Below are 16,791 nucleotides of genomic sequence, written 5' to 3'. Positions count from 1 at the left end.
ATCGATCGCTACCAGTAGCGATCGATTGCTGCGCTGCCGGCAAGTTCCGCAAGGCGGCGGCGGGTTGCCGGCGTGGTGCCATCCGGCAGCGCGTCGAGTGCGAAGAAGCCGCTTGCGGCGATCTCCAGGTCCGGTGTCTTCGGCGCACTCTGGCTGACGCCATCGCAACGGTAGAAGACGACATGGTCGCGCCGGCTCGTGCGCCTGTTATAGTAGACCTGGATGAGCACCGGCGGCTGCGATACTTCCAGGTTCCCTTCCTCGCGCAACTCCCGTAGCAACCCGTCGCTCGAGGCTTCGTCGCGGTCGAGGCCGCCGCCCGGCAGATGCCAGCCCCGCAGATAGGAGTGACGCACGAGGAAGACGCGGCCCTTTCCATCGAAACAGGCCGCCCGCACACCCATCGTCATGCCGCGCGACAGCGCGTAATAGCCATGCGCAAGCCGCATCAGAAGCCGGAGATACCAGCGCCGCATCTCCGGTGGCCGATCCTGTTCCAGGCGTTTTTTCCTTCCTCGTCCCGGCCGCGCGCGATTCATCGGGCGACCTGATTCCCCTCGGCCGGAATATGCGCTAGACGGGGTCGATGTTCAAACTCGCCCATATTTCCGATGTCCACCTCGGGCCCCTGCCCGAGCTATCCCTCAGGGAACTCGCCTCCAAGCGCATCACCGGCTTCGTCAACTGGCACCGCAACCGCAGTCGCCATCTCTTTACCGGGACGCTCGACACCCTGTTGGCCGACATCGAGAAAAAGGACCCGGACCATCTGGCAATGACGGGCGATCTCGTCAATCTCGCCTCCTCGCTCGAGATCAAGGCGGTGACCGAGTGGCTGGAGGATGCCGGCAAGCCGCAGAACATCTCGATCGTTCCAGGCAACCACGACGCCTATGTGCCGGGCGCCTACGAGAAGACCACCCGCGCCTGGTATCCCTATATGCGCGGCGACGATGCGCCTGCGCACTGGCATGATCGCCACCACTGCTTCCCCTATATGCGGGTGCGCGGCCCGGTGGCTTTGATCGGCTGCTCGACCGCCGTTGCGACGCCGCCCTTTGCGGCGAGCGGCTACTTCGGCCAGCGCCAGGCCCGCGCCACCGTCAACCTGCTGCGCCAGGCCGGCGAGGCCGGCCTCTTCCGCATCGTCATGATCCACCACCCACCGATCCGTGGCGCGACCTCGATGCACAAGCGCATGATCGGCATCCGCCGCTTTGCCGCGACGATTTCGTCCGGCGGTGCGGAACTCGTGATCCACGGCCACACCCACCTCAACACCGTCTACTGGCTGAAGGGCCAACATACCCCAGTCCCGGTGGTCGGCATCGCCTCGGCATCGCAAGGACCCGGCGGGCATAAGCCGCCGGCCGCCTACAACCTGTTCACCGTGGCCGGCGAAGCCGGAAACTGGCACCTGACGCGCGAGCGCTATGCGCTGAACGACGATGCCACCACGGTGTCGCTCGCCGAAACGACGCGCTTCTAGCCCGCAGGCTCGCCTCAGCAGAAAATTCATCGCCCGGCGAATAAACCCCGGCCCTGGTGCGTCATACCCCGGTCTGCCGCCGCATGGCAGCGCGCCCTCCTCCGGCGTGCGTCGCGCGGCGTGCCGGCCGGCGGGCTCCCGCCTCCCTGCGCAAATGCAGAACTCACAGTCGTTTGAACCGGCGCGGGTCATGCGCCAGGAATGGGAGATGGCATGATGAACCACAAGAGCGTCGTTTTCGCCCTGTTTGCCGCCGGGGCAACCAGCTTCATGGCGCACGCGGCAATGGCGGCGGGCGAGGATACGAGCGAACCGCCGAAGAAAACCAAGACGACCAGCGAATGCACCGACGGCAAGGTCTGGGACGCCAAGAAGAATGCCTGCGTCAATGCCAAGAAGAGCGATCTCAGCGACGACATCCTGTTCCAGGCGGCGCGTGAACTCGCCTATGCCGGCCAATATGAGAATTCGATCAAGGTGCTCGGCGCCGTCAAGGACCAGAGAAGCGCCCGGGTGCTCAACTATCTCGGCTATTCAAACCGCAAGGCCGGGCGCATGGAACTCGGCATGCAGTACTACAAGCGCGCGCTCCAGGCCGACGAGAACTACATCCTTGCCCGCTCCTACATGGGCCAGGCGCTGATCGAACAGGGCCACATCGAGGAAGCCCGCGTGCAGCTCGTCGAGATCCGCGACCGCGGCGGCGAAAACACCTGGGCATACCGCGCCCTGCTGCAGTCACTTGGCGGCATCCGCCAGTACTGACCGGGCGATGAAATCGACGGGCGGCGCCAGGCGCCGCCTCGATCCGATGTGCCACGGAGGCGCGCCGGGACGCTAGGTCTTCTTTGCCGCGCTTCCCTTCGGCCCGCTTTCCTGGGGCGCGCTTCCCTTGGCCACACTTCCCTTCGCCTCGCTTCCCGTCGCGCCGCCCGCAATCGGCTTGGTCTCGTTCTTCTTCTCCGACCATTCCGGCGGCAGGCCGAGCGCGCCGCCGGCGATGCCGCCGAGCCCGGAGCCCTTGCCGAAAACGGCGCAATCCGGATCGGTGGGTTTGCCGGTGACCGCGTAGGCAACGCTGTTCTTGACGTTCTTCATCGACGGCAGCTCGAAATCGGACTTCATCGGGTCACCCGATTTTTCCAGGAGCGCACTGAAATCGTCGGCGAAATCCCCTGACAGTTCGAAGGCGTCGGCCGCCGTCGACGCGCGGGAACCGTTGGTGAGGATGTTGGCGCCCCTCGCCCATGTCAGGCCCGCAATCTGCTTGCCCTTTGGATCGAAGGCTTCGGCCTCCATCGCAAGGCTGCCGAGACCGATCGGAATGCGCGGCACGGGAACGGGAGCAACGGCCGAGGTGACGGTCGACACTCCGGCAACGACGGCATTCGTCGCCTTGACGTTGCTGACCACCGAACGGACGGCCATGTCTGCCGGCTTCGACACCGGCACGATATCGTAGTTCGCGCTCAGCGCCTCGCACAGCTGCCGGTCAATCGCCGTTGCCACCAGCTTCTTCTGCGGGTCCCCGAGTTTGTCGAGTTTGGCGTTGGCCGCAAAGGTCGTCGGTATCACGTGCACCGTCTTGACGGTCTTCAGCGAAGCGGTGTCGACCCGATACTTCGTCTTGGTCACCAGGCCGTCACTGGCAACGAAATCCTTGTAGGAGGAAAGCGACCCCGTTTCGATGACTTCGGCGCTCTGGCAGGCGGCAAGCCCCGCAAACAAAGGGACCAGGGCGGCCCTGCGAATGACGGCAGCACCTCCCCGGATGCGCCGTCTGCCGCAATGTCTGCCGACAAACCTGACGATACTCATGCCATTGCAATGCTGTCCGTTCATTGGCGTGTCCCCGACATCGACCTGCAGTTGTGCATGAGGTCCGACCAGATTCGGGCCGAACTTTGGCGCGATCTCCGGACACAGGCGCAGTTAACGGTAACGAGGCCCGCGATTAACGGCCTCCGGCAAGCGAAAGCTTTTTGGGAAAAGGCGCCATGAAGCAGCAGAATTTGCTTCCCGTTCCGGGACTTCCCTTGCAGACTAAGGAGCAAATGTTTCATATCATCCGCTCGTGCCCCGCACGGCGAATAAATGCATGATCCGGCACGTTTCATTGGAAGAGAAATGCGTCCAGCGGCAGAAACGAAGGACTTCAGACGCGACTTGGTCAGCCTGCTGCCCAAATTGCGCCGTTTCGCGATGACACTGACGCGCAATGCCACTGATGCCGACGACCTCGTCCAGGAAGCCTGCGAGCGCGCGATCACCCGCAGCCACCTCTGGAATGGAGAGGGCCGGCTGGAAAGCTGGGTCTACGCGATGACGCGCAATCTCTGGGTCGACGAAATCCGCAAGCGCAAGGTGCGCACCGGCAGCGGCACGGTCGATGCGCTCGGACATGACGATCTCAGCATCGAGCCGTCGGCGGAAAAGGCCGTCTACGCCAACCAGCTGCAGAAGATGATCCTGTCGATGCCCGAAGGGCTCGCGAGCGTGTTCCTGCTGGTCAACGTCGAAGGCCATAGCTATCGCGAGACCGCCGATATCCTCGGCATTCCGATCGGCACCGTCATGAGCAGGCTCTCGACCGCGCGCCTGAGGCTCGCGGCCATGATCTCAGAGAATACCGAAAGGAGGGCCTGACCGTTGCAACAGACAAGGGGTCAAGCGCTCGAAGTACGCCTCTCCGCCTATATCGACGGCGAGATCGGCGAGGCTGAACGAAGCGAACTCGACGCGCTTCTCGCCCGCGACGAGGACGCAAAAGCGCTGTTCGAGAGACTGAAGGCCGGCAGCAGCTTCGGCGATACGGCGTTCGAGGATTTCCTGCACGATCCCGTGCCGCTCGCTCTGGTCCGGCAAATCAAGCAGGGCCCCGGGACCAACCCGAAAACCGAGCGGATCGCGACGACGACAGCGACCGTCAGGCACGCGCGGGCTTGGCCGCGCATGCTTGCTGCGTCGGTGGCCCTGGTGCTGCTCGGCACCGGCGCCGGCTTCATCATCGGAACGGCGAACAATGTGGCGGAGCCGGCCGAAGTCGCCGCGGCGCGTGGCTGGCTCGACGACATCGCCGACTACCACCGTATCTATTCGCGGCAGAAGGAACATCTGGTCGAGGTCCCGGCCTCCGAAGGCTCGAAGATCGAGACCTGGCTTGCCGCAAGCGTCGGCGTTCCCTTCAAGGTCCCGCAACTCTCCGGCAAGGGTCTGACCTTCGAAGGCGCCCGCCTGCTCGTCGCCAACGGCAAACCCGTGGCGCAGCTGGTTTATCGCGGCGCCGAAGGCGAAATCTTCGCGATCTGTTTCCTCAAGAATACGACGGGCCCGCAATCCGAGCAGTTTGACGAGAGCATCCGCGACGATCTCGGCATGGTCTCCTGGCAGCGAGGCGGCGCCTCCTTCGTGCTCGTCGGCCCGTCATCCCATGTCGGCATGCAGGACATCGCCGAGACGGTCGCCGCGACGATCTGAGGCCGACGGAAGTCCCCTACCCCTGAAACGAAAAGGCCGCGCCGGGTTTCCCGACGCGGCCTTGTTTCGTCACGCTGAAGCGTATCAGCCGCGCTTCATCTCGAGCACGCGGTTTGCCGCCGAAACGATCGCTTCGAGCGAGGCGGCAACGATGTTGGTATTGATGCCGGCGCCGAACAGCTTGCCGTCAGGATGCTCCATCTCGACATAGGCGATCGCCGCCGCGTTCGAGCCGTGCTGCAGCGAATGCTCGGAATAGTCGGCAACCGAGAGGTCGATGCCGAGATAGATCGACAGCGCATTGATGAAGCCGTCGATCGGGCCGGTGCCCTTGCCTTCGATGCGCTTGACCTCGCCATTGTCGGTGATTTCGGCAGCAACCACGCGCACGCCCTTGTGTTCGCCCACCGGATAGGTGTGGTGGTCGACGAACTTGATGCGCGCGCCGGGCTGCTCGACATAACGCTCGATGAAACGTTCGTAGATGCGCTTGGAGGGAAGCTCCTTGCCTTCCTCGTCGGTGATGCGCTGGATCTCCTCGCGGAACTCGACCTGCAGATTGCGCGGCAGGTTGATGCCGTAGTCTTCCTGCAGGATATAGGCGATGCCGCCCTTGCCCGACTGCGAGTTAATGCGGATGATCGCCTCGTAGGAGCGGCCGACGTCGCGCGGATCGATCGGCAGATAGGGCACTTCCCAGAGCGGCTTGTTGGCGGTCTTGATCGCCTTCATGCCCTTGTTGATCGCATCCTGGTGCGAGCCGGAGAACGCCGTGTAGACCAGTTCGCCAACGTAGGGGTGGCGCTCGGGGATCACCATCTGGTTGGAATATTCGTAGACTTCCTTGATCCGCTCGATGTCGGAGCAATCGAGCTGCGGGTCGACCCCTTGCGTGAACATGTTCAGCGCCAAGGTCACGACGTCGACGTTGCCGGTGCGCTCACCATTGCCGAACAGCGTACCTTCGACGCGGTCGGCGCCGGCCATCAGGCCGAGCTCGGTGGCAGCGATGCCGGTGCCGCGGTCGTTGTGCGGGTGCAGCGAGATGATCAGGTTCTCGCGGTTGTCGAGGTTGCGGCACATCCACTCGATCTGGTCGGCATAGATGTTCGGGGTCGCCATCTCGACGGTCGAGGGCAGGTTGAGGATCAGCTTGTTGTCCGGTGTCGGCTTGACGATCTCGGTGACCGCGTTGCAGATCTCCAGCGCCACTTCGAGCTCGGTGCCGGTGAAGCTCTCCGGCGAATACTCGAAGCGGTAGCCGCCGCCGGCCTTGGCCGCCATGTCGGTGATCATCTTGGCGGCGTCTGTCGCGATCTGCTTGATGCCGCGCACATCCTTCGCAAACACCACGCGGCGCTGCAATTCACTGGTCGAATTGTAGAAATGCACGATCGGCTGGTGGGCGCCTTCCAATGCTTCGAAGGTGCGCGTGATCAGTTCCGGCCGGCACTGTACCAGCACCTGCAAGGATACGTCCTTGGCAACATTGCCCTCCTCGATGCACCAGCGGGCAAAGTCGAAGTCGGTCTGCGAGGCCGAGGGGAAGCCGATCTCGATTTCCTTGAAGCCCATGTCGAGCAACAGCTGGAACATGCGGGCCTTGCGATCGTGGCCCATCGGGTCGATCAGCGACTGATTGCCGTCACGCAGGTCGACTGAGCACCAGATCGGCGCCTTGGTGATCGTCTTCGACGGCCAGGTGCGGTCGGTGAGCGCGATCTGCGGATAGGCCTGATACTTCACGGCCGCTTCCGGCATGCCAATCTTAACGGGATGCGATTTCTGGATCATTGCAGCTTCTCTTCATCACTGAGCGTCCTGGCCGCCTTGCCATAGCCGATCGGGGACCGGATTGCGATGGCTAATGCCGCGTCGAACGCGCCTTTATCCTAAAACTCTTGATGGGGTCGAGGAGCATCCGCCGGCGTGGCTTTTCGGCCGCCGGGCGCTCCTCAGCGAACCCGGCAACCGCGAGTAAGGCCGAGAAGAAGAAGCGATGCGAAGGCGCGCGACGGCGCACGATTGTCATCGTGTCCGGCGGGGATCGAGGCGATCCGATATGCGTCAGCCTTGGTCATGCTCAAAGCCTATACACGCCTTGCCGGAGAGGAGCAAGCCGCTCGACGGGCCGGGTCACTGCAAAAGAAAAGGGCACCGGCGCGATGCCGATGCCCTTTTAATCTTGGTCTTGCCTGCGAACTCAGATGTCCGCAGCCGAGGAGACGATGCGCGAAACCAGGCCGTACGCCTTGGCTTCATCAGCCGAAAGCCAGTAGTCGCGGTCCGTGTCCTTGGCGATCTTCTCCACCGGCTGGCCGGTCGCATCGGCGAAGATCTTGTTCAGGCGGTCGTTCATCTTGATGATTTCGCGCGCCTGGATCTCGATGTCCGAAGCCATGCCGCGGGTGCCGCCGGACGGTTGGTGAAGCAGGAAGCGGGTGTTCGGCAGGCAGATGCGACGCTCCTTCGGGGCGCCGACATAGATCAGCGCGCCGGCAGACGCGACCCAGCCGGTGCCGATGGTCCAGACCTTCGGCTTCACGAACTTGATCATGTCGTGGATGCTGTCGCCCGATTCGACATGGCCGCCCGGCGAATTGACGAAGATGCGGATGTCTTCGTCGCTGGCTGCGGCAAGCGCCACGAGCTGCGAGCAGACCTTCTGCGCCAGTTCCTGGTTGATCGAACCGTAGATGAAAATCGAACGCGACTTGAAAAGGTTCGCCTCCGTTTCCTTGCCGAGCGGCAATTCGGTCTTCTTGTCGTCCTCGTCGTCGTTGTCGTACATCCGTATTTCTCCGGCGTCTCATGAAGTCTTCAGTCAAAGTCAGATAATGCGACTCGACCGCGAAGACAATGCAACAAACCGAAGAGCCGACAAAGCGGCAATGCGCAGATGCGCTTATGGTAAAAACACCTACCGCCAAATGCCGTATAGACAGGGATACGAAGGCCAATAAGATCGTCGGCGTCAAACACTCAAGAACGGGGCCAGCCTCCCAGGTCCCGCCGATCCATGGGGACACGCATGAACAGACGCATCCTGATCGCCGCCACAGCGTTGATCGCTTCGGCCGCACCCGCCTTCGCCCATCTCAGCCCGGAAGAACACGGCTCGTTTGCCGCCGGCTTCTCGCATCCGCTCTTCGGGCTTGACCATATCCTCGTCATGGTCGCCGTCGGCCTCTGGGCGGCGCAGATCGGCGGCCGGGCGCTGTGGATCGTGCCGGCGGCCTTCGTCGCGATGATGGCGGCAGGCTTTGCTCTGGCTGTCGCCGGTGTCGGCCTGCCCTTCGTCGAGCCGGCGATCCTCGCCTCGGTCGTAGCCCTTGGTCTGCTCGTCGCCATGGCCGTGCGTCTCGACACGGCAGCGTCCGCGGCCATCGTCGGTATCTTCGCCCTCTTCCATGGCCATGCCCATGGCGGTGAACTCGGCAGCGCCGGCGCGCTTGCCTTCTCGATCGGCTTCATCCTTGCCACCGCGGCGCTTCACGTGGCCGGCATCGGCCTTGGCATCGCGCTCCAGCGCCTCTCGGGCGGCGGCCTGCTTGCCCGCATCCTCGGCGGCCTGACGGCTCTGGCCGGCGCAGCCCTAATCTTCGCCTGAGATTGGCGGCTTGCGGCACCGGATGGAACAGCACGGACGCATCATTTTTCTGAACGGCACGTCGAGTGCCGGAAAATCCACGCTGGCAAAGGCGCTCCGGGAAATCCTCCCGGAGCCCTTTTGCTACTACGCGTCAGATCAGATCGCCGACGCAGGCTTTCGGGTTCTCAAGCGTGGCATGCACCATGGGATGCGCGGTGAACGCAACCGGTTCTTCGACGGATTTCATCGCTCGATCGCGGCTTTTGCCGAAGCCGGAAACGATCTGATCGTCGAGCATATCGTCGAGGAGCAAAGCTGGTCCGACGATATCAGGCAACGGACAGCGCACCTGGACATTTTCTGGATTGGCGTTCATGCGCCTGTCGAAGAGCTCGAGCGTCGCGAGCGCGAGCGTGGAGACCGCACGCCCGGCGAAGCGCGCTTTCATCTCAAGACGCATGACTACTGCGCATACGACCTCGAAGTGGACACGCGCGACCCGACCGATCAGGTTGCCGCGCGCATCGTCGACGCCTGGCTCAAGCGCCCGTCACTCAGGCCGTAGCGCGCGATCTCAAGCTTCAGCCGCGACCGCGATAGGTCGGCACGCCTTGGTCGGGAAGCCACAGGCCCTCGGGCGGCTTGCCGGTCTGCCAGAAGACGTCGATCGGGATGCCGCCGCGCGGATACCAATAGGCGCCGATCCGAAGCCAGCGCGGCGACAGCAGCGACACCAGACGCTGGGCGATCTCGATCGTGCAGTCCTCGTGGAAGGCGCCGTGGTTGCGGAAGGAATGCAGGAACAGCTTCAGCGATTTGGATTCCACCAGCCACTCGTCCGGCACATAGTCGATGACGATATGGGCGAAATCCGGCTGCCCCGTCATCGGGCAGAGCGAAGTGAATTCCGGCGCGGTGAAGCGCACCAGATAGTCCTTGCCCCTGTTGCCGCTCGGCACCCGCTCCAGCACCGCGTCTTCCGGGCTCTGCGGCAGGTCGACTTTCGCGCCCAGTTGCGAAAGGCCGGATACGTCGGTCTTGCTCATTTTCGTCTTGCTCCGTCAGTCCATCTGCGTGTTGGCCCGTTCGCTCGTGGCTTATGCCCTCGCCGGCCCGCTCCGTTTGCGGCCCTTAAATCAGAACTGGCTCAAGAAGGAAACCTTGTCACGGTTGAAGCGCCATCGACCATTGATCAGTGGCGCACTGACGTCGTCTTGACCCGCACGCCGTGCGCCTTCTCGCCTTCGGGCTCCACATGGATCGCGATCTTTGCGCCCGGATGCACGACGCGGATCGCATCCTCGACCCGGTCGCAGATGTCATGCGCGTCGCCGACCGGCATCGCCTCCGGCACGACCATGTGGAAATCCACAAAGATGACCGGACCGGCCTGGCGGGTTTTCAGATCGTGCACGCCGAGCGAACCCGCGGCATTGGCGGCGATCGCCTGCTTGATCGCCTCTTCCTCTTCGGCCGGCACAGCCCGGTCCATCAGCCCGTCGATCGAGCGCGATATCACCATCCAGCCCTGGTAGAGAATGTTGCAGGCAACGATCACGGCAAGCAATGGGTCGAGGATCGCGTAGCCGGTGGCAATCGCCAGCACGAGGCCGACCAGAACGCCGATCGAGGTGACGACATCCGACAGGATATGGTGGCCATCGGCGCTCAGCGCCGGCGAGCGATGCTTGCGGCCGGCTGTAATCAGCACATAGGCCCAGATGGCATTGATGACGCCAGCTACAAAATTGATCGCCAGCCCGAGCGCCGGTGCCTCCATCACGACAGGCGCCATCATGGCCGGCACTGCCTCCCAGACGATCAAAAGAGCGGCGACGACGATCAGCACGCCCTCGATGACGGCGGAAAAATACTCCGCCTTGTGGTGACCGAAGGGATGGCCGGCATCCGCCGGTTTCGAAGCATAGCCGATCATCACATAGGCGATAACTGCGGCGATCACGTTGACCGTGGATTCGAGACCATCGGACAGAAGCGCGACCGAGCCGGTGAGCCACCAGGCAAGAAGCTTCAGCCCCAGCACGGCCAGAGACAGCGGAATGCCCCAGAAGGCAAGCCGCAGGACGGTTCTGTTTTCGGATCCGGACATCTTGATCATTCCCTATGCAGATGCAAACGAGTTGCAAACGCAAGCCCATTGAAACGCAAAACCGCCCGCGCGAATTTCGCGCAGGCGGTCTGTTGGCAGAAGCATATGCGGCAACAGACGCCGCTTGTCAAAGGTTGCTTCGTGTCATCCCGGCCTCGCCGAGTGGCGCCGCCTCGAGGGCCGTCGGCCCGGCATCCGCCTCCCGGTATTCGACAGCCTCTCCGCCCCGCCCGACAAACAGAAAGACGACGATTGCCGTCAGCACCGTTATCGCGGTCAAGATCAGCAGCAGGCCACCGAACGCATCGCCATAGGCTTTGAGCAGCGCGGCTTGCGGTAAGTCTGGCGAAAGAAGCGACGCCTCGGCCAGATTACCGGTCACGATCCGCTGTGCCATGGCGGCGGCATCTCCACCGACAGATGCGTCGAGGTTCGAGGCGGTGAGCGCCGAAAGCACCGCGGTCACGATTGCCAATGCCACGCCCTCGCCCGCGACGCGGGTGGTGCTGAAGATCCCCGTCGCCATACCGGCGCGTTCCTTCGGCACGACGCTGACGGCAAGCCCATCCATCAGCCCCCAGGGCAGGCTGATGCCAAGGCCGATCAGCAGCAGGGGCGCAAGCAGCCCCACGGGATCGGATCCGGCTGGAAACCGGCTCAGCCAAAAGAGACCGACAGCCGAGAGCAGCAATCCTGCCCCGCAGATCGCCGCCGGCGTAAACCACCGGGTCAAAAGGCCGGCCGCGATCGGCACGACCAGGAGCGGTGCGGACATGGCGATCATCATGCGCCCGCCGTCGACAGCACTCATGCCCTCGACGCCGATGAAACGCACCGGAAGCAGGATCAAGAGCACGACAAAGCCATAGGCCGGCGCTGCCGCCAGCAATTGCACGCCGACGAAGCGTGGATAGCGAAAGAGCGTCAAGTCCAGCATCGGCCGCGCAACCGAGCGCTCGATCCGCCAGAAGGCCAAAGAGAACACTCCCGAGGCCGCGAACATCGCGACAACAAGCGGATTGCTCCAGCCGCTTTCCGGCGCCTGCAGGATACCGAAGGTGAGCGCAGTTAGCGCCGCCGTGAAGCTTGCCGCGCCCTTCCAGTCAAGGCCGGCGGCATCCGGATCGCGCGTCTCGTGCAGGAAGATCGCTCCGAGCACCAGAGAAAGAGCCGCAAAGACGACGACAAGCGCGAAGATCGCCGGCCAGCCGAAGGCCTCGACCATCAGGCCCGACGCAGTCGGTCCGAAGGCAAGGCCGACTCCGAAACTGGCACCGACGAGGCTGAAGGCGCGCAGCCGCTCGTTTCCTTCAAACTCCTGCGCCAGCGAAGCCATGCCACCGGAAAAGGCGGCAGCAGCGCCGACGCCCTGAAGCGCGCGCAAGGCATCGAACCAGACGATGTCGCCGGCAAATGCCAGACCACCCGAAAACAGAAGGAAAGCCAGGAGACCGCCGAGGAAGACGCGCTTGCGACCAAATCTGTCGGCAAGCGCGCCGGCGGCCATCAGCGAACTGCCGAAGGTTAGCATGAAGGCATTGGTGACCCAGTTGAGGGCCATGGGATCGGCGCCGAGGCTGCGGCTGATCGCCGGCAGCGCCACTGCCGGGCCGGTGAAGGTGAGCGGCATCGCGGCCGCCGCCAGGCAAACAGAAGCGAGCACGAACCAGCGGCCGCGCTCGTCTTTGATCTTTTCTTTCATGCCTCGTATCCGTTCGTTCGAGAAAAAGAGATGCCACCGCAAGCCTTCGGAGAGGCTCGCGCTCACGGGGTCAGGTGTTGATATCGATTGACCGAGCCAGGATAACTTCGACATAATTGGCTGATAAGCAGGCCTCAACTCCACCTATACCGGAATAGAACGCTCGAATGGAGCTGCCATGGATCGCTTGAGCGGCTTGACCGCCTTCGTCCGCACCGCCGACCTCGGCAGTTTCGTCGCGGCCGGTCGTGTGCTCGGCCTTTCGGCCTCGGCCGTCGGCAAGGCCGTGACCACTCTCGAAAGAGAACTCGGCGTCCGCCTGCTGCAGCGCTCGACCCGCAGCATAAGGTTGACCGAGGAAGGCCGTCTTTTTCACGAGCGCTGCCGCCGTATCCTTGACGATCTCGACGATGCCGAGGCTTCATTGGCGCAAGCCGTGGCCATGCCGCGTGGAAGGCTGCGCGTCAGCGTGCCGATCGTCAGCTATCATCTGCTGTTGCCGGTGCTGCCGGAGTTCGTGCGGCGCTATCCCGAAGTCGAACTCGACCTCGACTTCAACGACCGCATCGTCGACCTGATCGACGAGGAAGTGGATGTCGCGATCCGCAGCGGGGTGTTGCCGGATTCTCGGCTGATGACCCGGGCACTCAGGCCGTTCCAGCTCCTGCTCTGTGCCGCCCCCGCCTATCTAGACAGATACGGCACGCCGAAATGCCCGCGCGATCTCGACGGGCACCACGCGGTCCGCTTCCGTTTTCCCAACAGTCGCAAGCTGCAGGAATGGCCGATCGCCATGCCGGAAGGCGGGCCCGAACCGCAGATCAGGACCGTTCTCAACTGCAACAACATGGAGGCGCTGAGCGGCGCGGTTCTGAGCGGCCTCGGCATCGGCTGCCTGCCGGACTTCCTCGCGCGCCAGCCACTCAGCGATGGCCGGTTGCGCACCGTGCTCGACGCCCATCTCGACGCCCCCGGCCAGTTCCACATGCTCTGGCCGTCCAACCGGCACCTGTCACCGAAGGTCCGCGTCTTCGTCGATTTCCTGAGCGAACGGCTGTTTGCCGATCGCTGCGAGCGCGCACCAGCCATCGAGATGCGGTAAATCAGGAAAGAACAGCGGCGAGCATCGCCCGGTTGCGTAAAAGCCAGGCAACGCTGCGCGCCTGCCAGGCGATTCCCCAGACCCGCGGCACAAGTTCGCTCTCCGGGCGGATGTCGAGCTCAAAAGCCTCGTTGGCAGCGCTCTCGGCGGCAAACAGGATGATGCGGTCCGCAAGCCGATGTCGGTCGGCTGCGGCGAGCCCATAGCCATCGGCAAAGAGACGCACCTGCCGGATCCTGGAAGTGGCGTCCGAGAGACCGTTCATCGCGGCGACGCCGTCGTCGTAGAGCTGGGCATTGTTCCAGGCGACCATGGCAAGCTCGGTCAGGCGGTCGACGGGGCCGGCCGCTTCCCAGTCGATCAGCGCAACAGGAAGCCCGTCGCGCGAGACGATGTTCCAGGGGGCCGCATCGCAGTGGCCGACGATATCGGACGTTCCTACGGCGCGTCCGAACCAGGGACGCCAGCGCGCTTCCTGCGGAAACTGGAAGGATGCGGCAGCATCATGCATCTCACGCATCAGCCGCCCGAGTTCCGCAATCGCCTCATCCGACCAGGGTGCTGGAGCGAGGATGTCGCCTTCGACATAAGTGAGCATTTCACGCCCAGCTTCATCGAAGCCGGAACCGACGACACGAGGCGCGCCATCAAAGCCGGCGACCTCGAAATGCCGGAGAAGCGCGTGCACCGAAGGCGCCCACGGCCCGGTTTCCCGAAGCACGACGGCGCCCCTGCGGCTGACGGCTGTGCGGCCGCCTCCGCTCAAAGGTGTATCGTCTGCCAGGCCGTCCTTTCCCGTCATGGGACCTCCAGCAAATGGCCGCGCGACCGGAAGCGGCGCCGAAGCGCCGCATCCGTTTATCTGGTGGTGTCAGGCGGCCTTGATCTTGGCGCGCTTGGCCAGATGCGCCACGACGTTCTCGATCATCCGCATGCCGGCGTCGCCACCGAGCGTCATGATCGATTCCGGATGGAACTGCACGGCAGCCACCGGCTCCGTCGTGTGCTCGATGCCCATAATCGTGCCGTCTTCGCTTTCGGCGGTGATCATGAAGCCGTTCGGCAGGCTCGACGGATCGGCGAAGATCGAGTGGTAGCGGCCGACCGTCACTTCCTTGCCGAGGCCGGAGAAGACGATGCCCGGTTCCAGCACGCGGATGCGCGAGGGCTTGCCATGCATCGGGATCGCCAGCTGGCGAAGGTCGCCGCCATAGGCTTCGGCAAGCGCCTGAAGCCCTAGGCAGACGCCGAAGATCGGCAGATCGCGCGCCCGCGCCTTCTTGATCGTCGCCTTGCAGTCGAAGTCCCTCGGGCTGCCCGGTCCGGGCGAAAGCACGACGAGATCCGGCTTCACCCGATCGAAGATCTCTTCGGCAACCGGCGAACGCACCGTCGTGACGGTTGCTCCGGTCTGGCGGAAATAGTTCGCTAGCGTATGGACGAAGCTGTCCTCGTGATCGACCAGCAGGATGTTGACGCCGGCACCAACCGCGGCCACGTCGCGGCTCGCCTTGGCGCTATTGGCGGATTTCGCATCGCGGATGGCTGCGATCATGGCGGAGGCCTTCAGTTCGGTTTCGGCTTCTTCTTCTTCCGGGTTTGAATCATAGAGCAGCGTCGCTCCTGCCCTGACCTCGGCGATACCGTCCTTGATGCGGATCGTGCGCAGCGTCAGGCCCGTGTTCATGTCGCCGTTGAAGCCAACCATGCCGATCGCGCCACCATACCATGCGCGCGGGCTCTTCTCGTGGCTTTCGATGAAGCGCATGGCCCAGAGTTTCGGCGCGCCGGTGACGGTCACCGCCCAGGCATGGCTGAGGAAGCCGTCGAAGGCATCCATGTCGTCGCGCAGGCGCCCCTCGATGTGGTCGACCGTGTGGATCAGCCGCGAATACATCTCGATCTGGCGGCGGCCGATGACCTTGACGGAGCCCGGCACGCAGACGCGGCTCTTGTCGTTGCGGTCGACGTCCGAGCACATCGTCAGTTCGGATTCGTCCTTCTTCGAGTTGAGCAGTTTCAGGATCTGCTCGCTGTCGGCGATCGGATCGTCGCCACGCTTGATCGTGCCCGAGATCGGGCAGGTCTCGATGCGGCGGCCGGAGACGCGCACGAACATTTCCGGCGAAGCGCCGACGAGATATTCCTGGTTTCCAAGATTGATGAAGAAGGAATAGGGCGACGGATTGATCGCCTTCAGCCGGTTGGAAATCTCCGACGGCTTGCTCTCGCAGCGCTCGAAGAACTTCTGGCCGGGCACGACTTCGAAGAGATCGCCGCGGCGGAAGCTCTCCTTCGCCTTGACGACGAGCTCGGCATATTCGCCGGGACGGTGGTCGCCATGCGGCGGAATGCTGTCGACCGTCTTGAAGGGTTCGCTCGCGATATCCTCCGCCTTGCCCTCGGTCGTCTTGCCGTCCTTGGCGAAATCGTAGCGGTCGATCCAGGCCTTGGCGGCATAGTGGTCGACGACGAGGATTTCGTCCGGCAGGAACAGCACCATGTCGCGCTGGTCGTCCGGACGCTTCAGCTTCAGCTCGATCGCATCGAACTGGAAGGCGAGGTCGTAGCCGAAGGCGCCGTAAAGACCGAGGCTCGCGTCCTCGGCGGAATGGAAGAGGTTGGTGACGGCGCGCAGCACGCTGAAGACCGTCGGCATCTTCGAGCGCTCTTCCTCGGTGAAGACGCGGTCGGGCGCGTTGATCGTCAGATCGAGGCGGCGGCTGGTCGATGCGCCGAGGGTGATGTCGGTTACGGACTGAAGGTGTTCAGCGATAATTGCGAGCAGCACCTCGCCGCGACCGTTATAGGCCTCGATCCAGAGCGATCGCCCGAACGAGGAAATGCCGAGCGGCGGATCGACCACGGCGGTGTCCCAGCGGGTGTAGCGGCCGGGATATTCGTAGTTGGAGGAAAACACTGCGCCGCGGCGTTCGTCGAGCTTGTCCACATAGCTCGCGATCGCCTGGCCGTAGGACGCTTCCCGCCGCCGGCGCGTCACCGTGATGCCGCCCTTTGTGGTATAGCTCTCCGAGCCGTCCTCGAGAATTACCGTTGCCATTCACATCGCTCCGTAAAAGCCCGGTCCTTGAGCGGCCTGAAGATAAAAAAAGCCGCCTCGAAATCTCCGGGCGGCTTCATCTCTCAATCACGCATGACTGGTCAAGGCCGCTTCAGCGAGCCCACCACCAGATCGAAATGTTGCGTGCGTTTTCCATGGGCGAAAGTGTTAGCGTGGGTTCGTGCCGCGCGCAAGCGGGAAAGCGGCGCGGATCATCACGGTTGCGTCAAAAAAACAGGCGGCCCCGAAGAGCCGCCC

Annotated in this window: 17 protein-coding genes; 7 read left to right on the top strand and 10 right to left on the bottom strand. The window is 63.5% G+C overall.

The window, feature by feature from the left end:
• Positions 1-8: 8 nt before the first annotated feature.
• Positions 9-476, bottom strand: coding sequence for an NUDIX domain-containing protein (locus tag XB14_RS03330; protein WP_210190004.1), 468 nt, complete (start codon positions 474-476; stop codon positions 9-11).
• A 110-nt stretch (positions 477-586) separates the two neighbouring features.
• Between XB14_RS03330 and XB14_RS03325 the strand changes: the two genes are divergently transcribed.
• Together XB14_RS03325 and XB14_RS03320 are read left to right on the top strand one after the other, a co-directional pair.
• Positions 587-1,489 carry a metallophosphoesterase family protein gene (locus tag XB14_RS03325; protein ID WP_077960191.1) on the top strand — a complete coding sequence of 301 codons (903 nt, stop codon included), beginning with the start codon at positions 587-589 and terminating at the stop codon, positions 1,487-1,489.
• 216 nt (positions 1,490-1,705) lie between these two features.
• Complete coding sequence (locus XB14_RS03320; protein ID WP_077960268.1) at positions 1,706-2,254, top strand: tetratricopeptide repeat protein; 549 nt, start codon at positions 1,706-1,708, stop codon at positions 2,252-2,254.
• 72 nt (positions 2,255-2,326) lie between these two features.
• Here XB14_RS03320 and XB14_RS03315 read toward each other — a convergent pair whose 3' ends face one another.
• The gene (locus tag XB14_RS03315; protein WP_077960190.1) at positions 2,327-3,331 is read right to left on the bottom strand and encodes a DUF3313 domain-containing protein; all 1,005 of its coding nucleotides are present in this window, start codon (positions 3,329-3,331) and stop codon (positions 2,327-2,329) included.
• Positions 3,332-3,616: 285 nt separating this feature from the next.
• Here XB14_RS03315 and XB14_RS03310 point away from each other — a divergent pair, with 285 nt between their 5' ends.
• Positions 3,617-4,135, top strand: coding sequence for an RNA polymerase sigma factor (locus XB14_RS03310; RefSeq protein ID WP_077960189.1), 519 nt, complete (start codon positions 3,617-3,619; stop codon positions 4,133-4,135).
• A 3-nt stretch (positions 4,136-4,138) separates the two neighbouring features.
• Positions 4,139-4,966 carry an anti-sigma factor family protein gene (locus tag XB14_RS03305; RefSeq protein ID WP_077960188.1) on the top strand — a complete coding sequence of 276 codons (828 nt, stop codon included), beginning with the start codon at positions 4,139-4,141 and terminating at the stop codon, positions 4,964-4,966.
• Between the two features lie 84 nt (positions 4,967-5,050).
• Here the strand turns inward: XB14_RS03305 and leuA are convergent, their stop codons facing one another.
• On the bottom strand, positions 5,051-6,760 hold the full coding sequence (gene leuA / locus XB14_RS03300; protein ID WP_077960187.1) for a 2-isopropylmalate synthase: 1,710 nt from the start codon (positions 6,758-6,760) through the stop codon (positions 5,051-5,053).
• 409 nt (positions 6,761-7,169) lie between these two features.
• On the bottom strand, positions 7,170-7,757 hold the full coding sequence (locus XB14_RS03295) for an ATP-dependent Clp protease proteolytic subunit (RefSeq protein ID WP_077960186.1): 588 nt from the start codon (positions 7,755-7,757) through the stop codon (positions 7,170-7,172).
• A gap of 240 nt (positions 7,758-7,997) precedes the next feature.
• Between XB14_RS03295 and XB14_RS03290 the strand changes: the two genes are divergently transcribed.
• Positions 7,998-8,576 carry a HupE/UreJ family protein gene (locus XB14_RS03290; RefSeq protein ID WP_077960185.1) on the top strand — a complete coding sequence of 193 codons (579 nt, stop codon included), beginning with the start codon at positions 7,998-8,000 and terminating at the stop codon, positions 8,574-8,576.
• Between the two features lie 22 nt (positions 8,577-8,598).
• Complete coding sequence (locus tag XB14_RS03285; protein ID WP_077960184.1) at positions 8,599-9,123, top strand: chloramphenicol phosphotransferase CPT family protein; 525 nt, start codon at positions 8,599-8,601, stop codon at positions 9,121-9,123.
• 16 nt (positions 9,124-9,139) lie between these two features.
• Here XB14_RS03285 and queF read toward each other — a convergent pair whose 3' ends face one another.
• The 3 genes from queF to XB14_RS03270 all read right to left on the bottom strand — a co-directional run bounded on the left by queF (position 9,140) and on the right by XB14_RS03270 (position 12,370).
• Positions 9,140-9,604 (bottom strand): preQ(1) synthase, encoded by a 465-nt coding sequence (gene queF, locus XB14_RS03280; RefSeq protein WP_077960183.1) that lies wholly within the window; start codon positions 9,602-9,604, stop codon positions 9,140-9,142.
• 146 nt (positions 9,605-9,750) lie between these two features.
• Positions 9,751-10,668: a cation diffusion facilitator family transporter gene (locus XB14_RS03275; RefSeq protein WP_077960267.1), complete on the bottom strand. Its 918-nt coding sequence runs from the start codon at positions 10,666-10,668 to the stop codon at positions 9,751-9,753.
• A gap of 127 nt (positions 10,669-10,795) precedes the next feature.
• Positions 10,796-12,370, bottom strand: coding sequence for an MFS transporter (locus tag XB14_RS03270; protein WP_077960182.1), 1,575 nt, complete (start codon positions 12,368-12,370; stop codon positions 10,796-10,798).
• 178 nt (positions 12,371-12,548) lie between these two features.
• Between XB14_RS03270 and XB14_RS03265 the strand changes: the two genes are divergently transcribed.
• On the top strand, positions 12,549-13,472 hold the full coding sequence (locus XB14_RS03265) for a LysR substrate-binding domain-containing protein (RefSeq protein WP_077960181.1): 924 nt from the start codon (positions 12,549-12,551) through the stop codon (positions 13,470-13,472).
• 1 nt (position 13,473) lies between these two features.
• On the opposite strand, the gene XB14_RS03260 is transcribed toward XB14_RS03265, so the two are convergent.
• The 3 genes from XB14_RS03260 to trpLE form a co-directional block, all read right to left on the bottom strand.
• On the bottom strand, positions 13,474-14,274 hold the full coding sequence (locus XB14_RS03260; protein ID WP_143348210.1) for a phosphotransferase: 801 nt from the start codon (positions 14,272-14,274) through the stop codon (positions 13,474-13,476).
• 69 nt (positions 14,275-14,343) lie between these two features.
• On the bottom strand, positions 14,344-16,533 hold the full coding sequence (locus tag XB14_RS03255) for an anthranilate synthase (protein ID WP_077960180.1): 2,190 nt from the start codon (positions 16,531-16,533) through the stop codon (positions 14,344-14,346).
• A gap of 112 nt (positions 16,534-16,645) precedes the next feature.
• Complete coding sequence (gene trpLE, locus XB14_RS33445) at positions 16,646-16,690, bottom strand: trpE operon leader peptide TrpLE (protein ID WP_178385070.1); 45 nt, start codon at positions 16,688-16,690, stop codon at positions 16,646-16,648.
• Between the last annotated feature and the right edge of the window lie 101 nt (positions 16,691-16,791).

Origin of the sequence: Ensifer adhaerens, assembly GCF_002007205.1 — a bacterium.
Classification (GTDB): Bacteria; Pseudomonadota; Alphaproteobacteria; order Rhizobiales; family Rhizobiaceae; genus Ensifer; species Ensifer adhaerens_D.
Note: the sequence above shows the minus strand (reverse complement) of the source record. Positions and strands in the feature narration are given on the sequence as shown.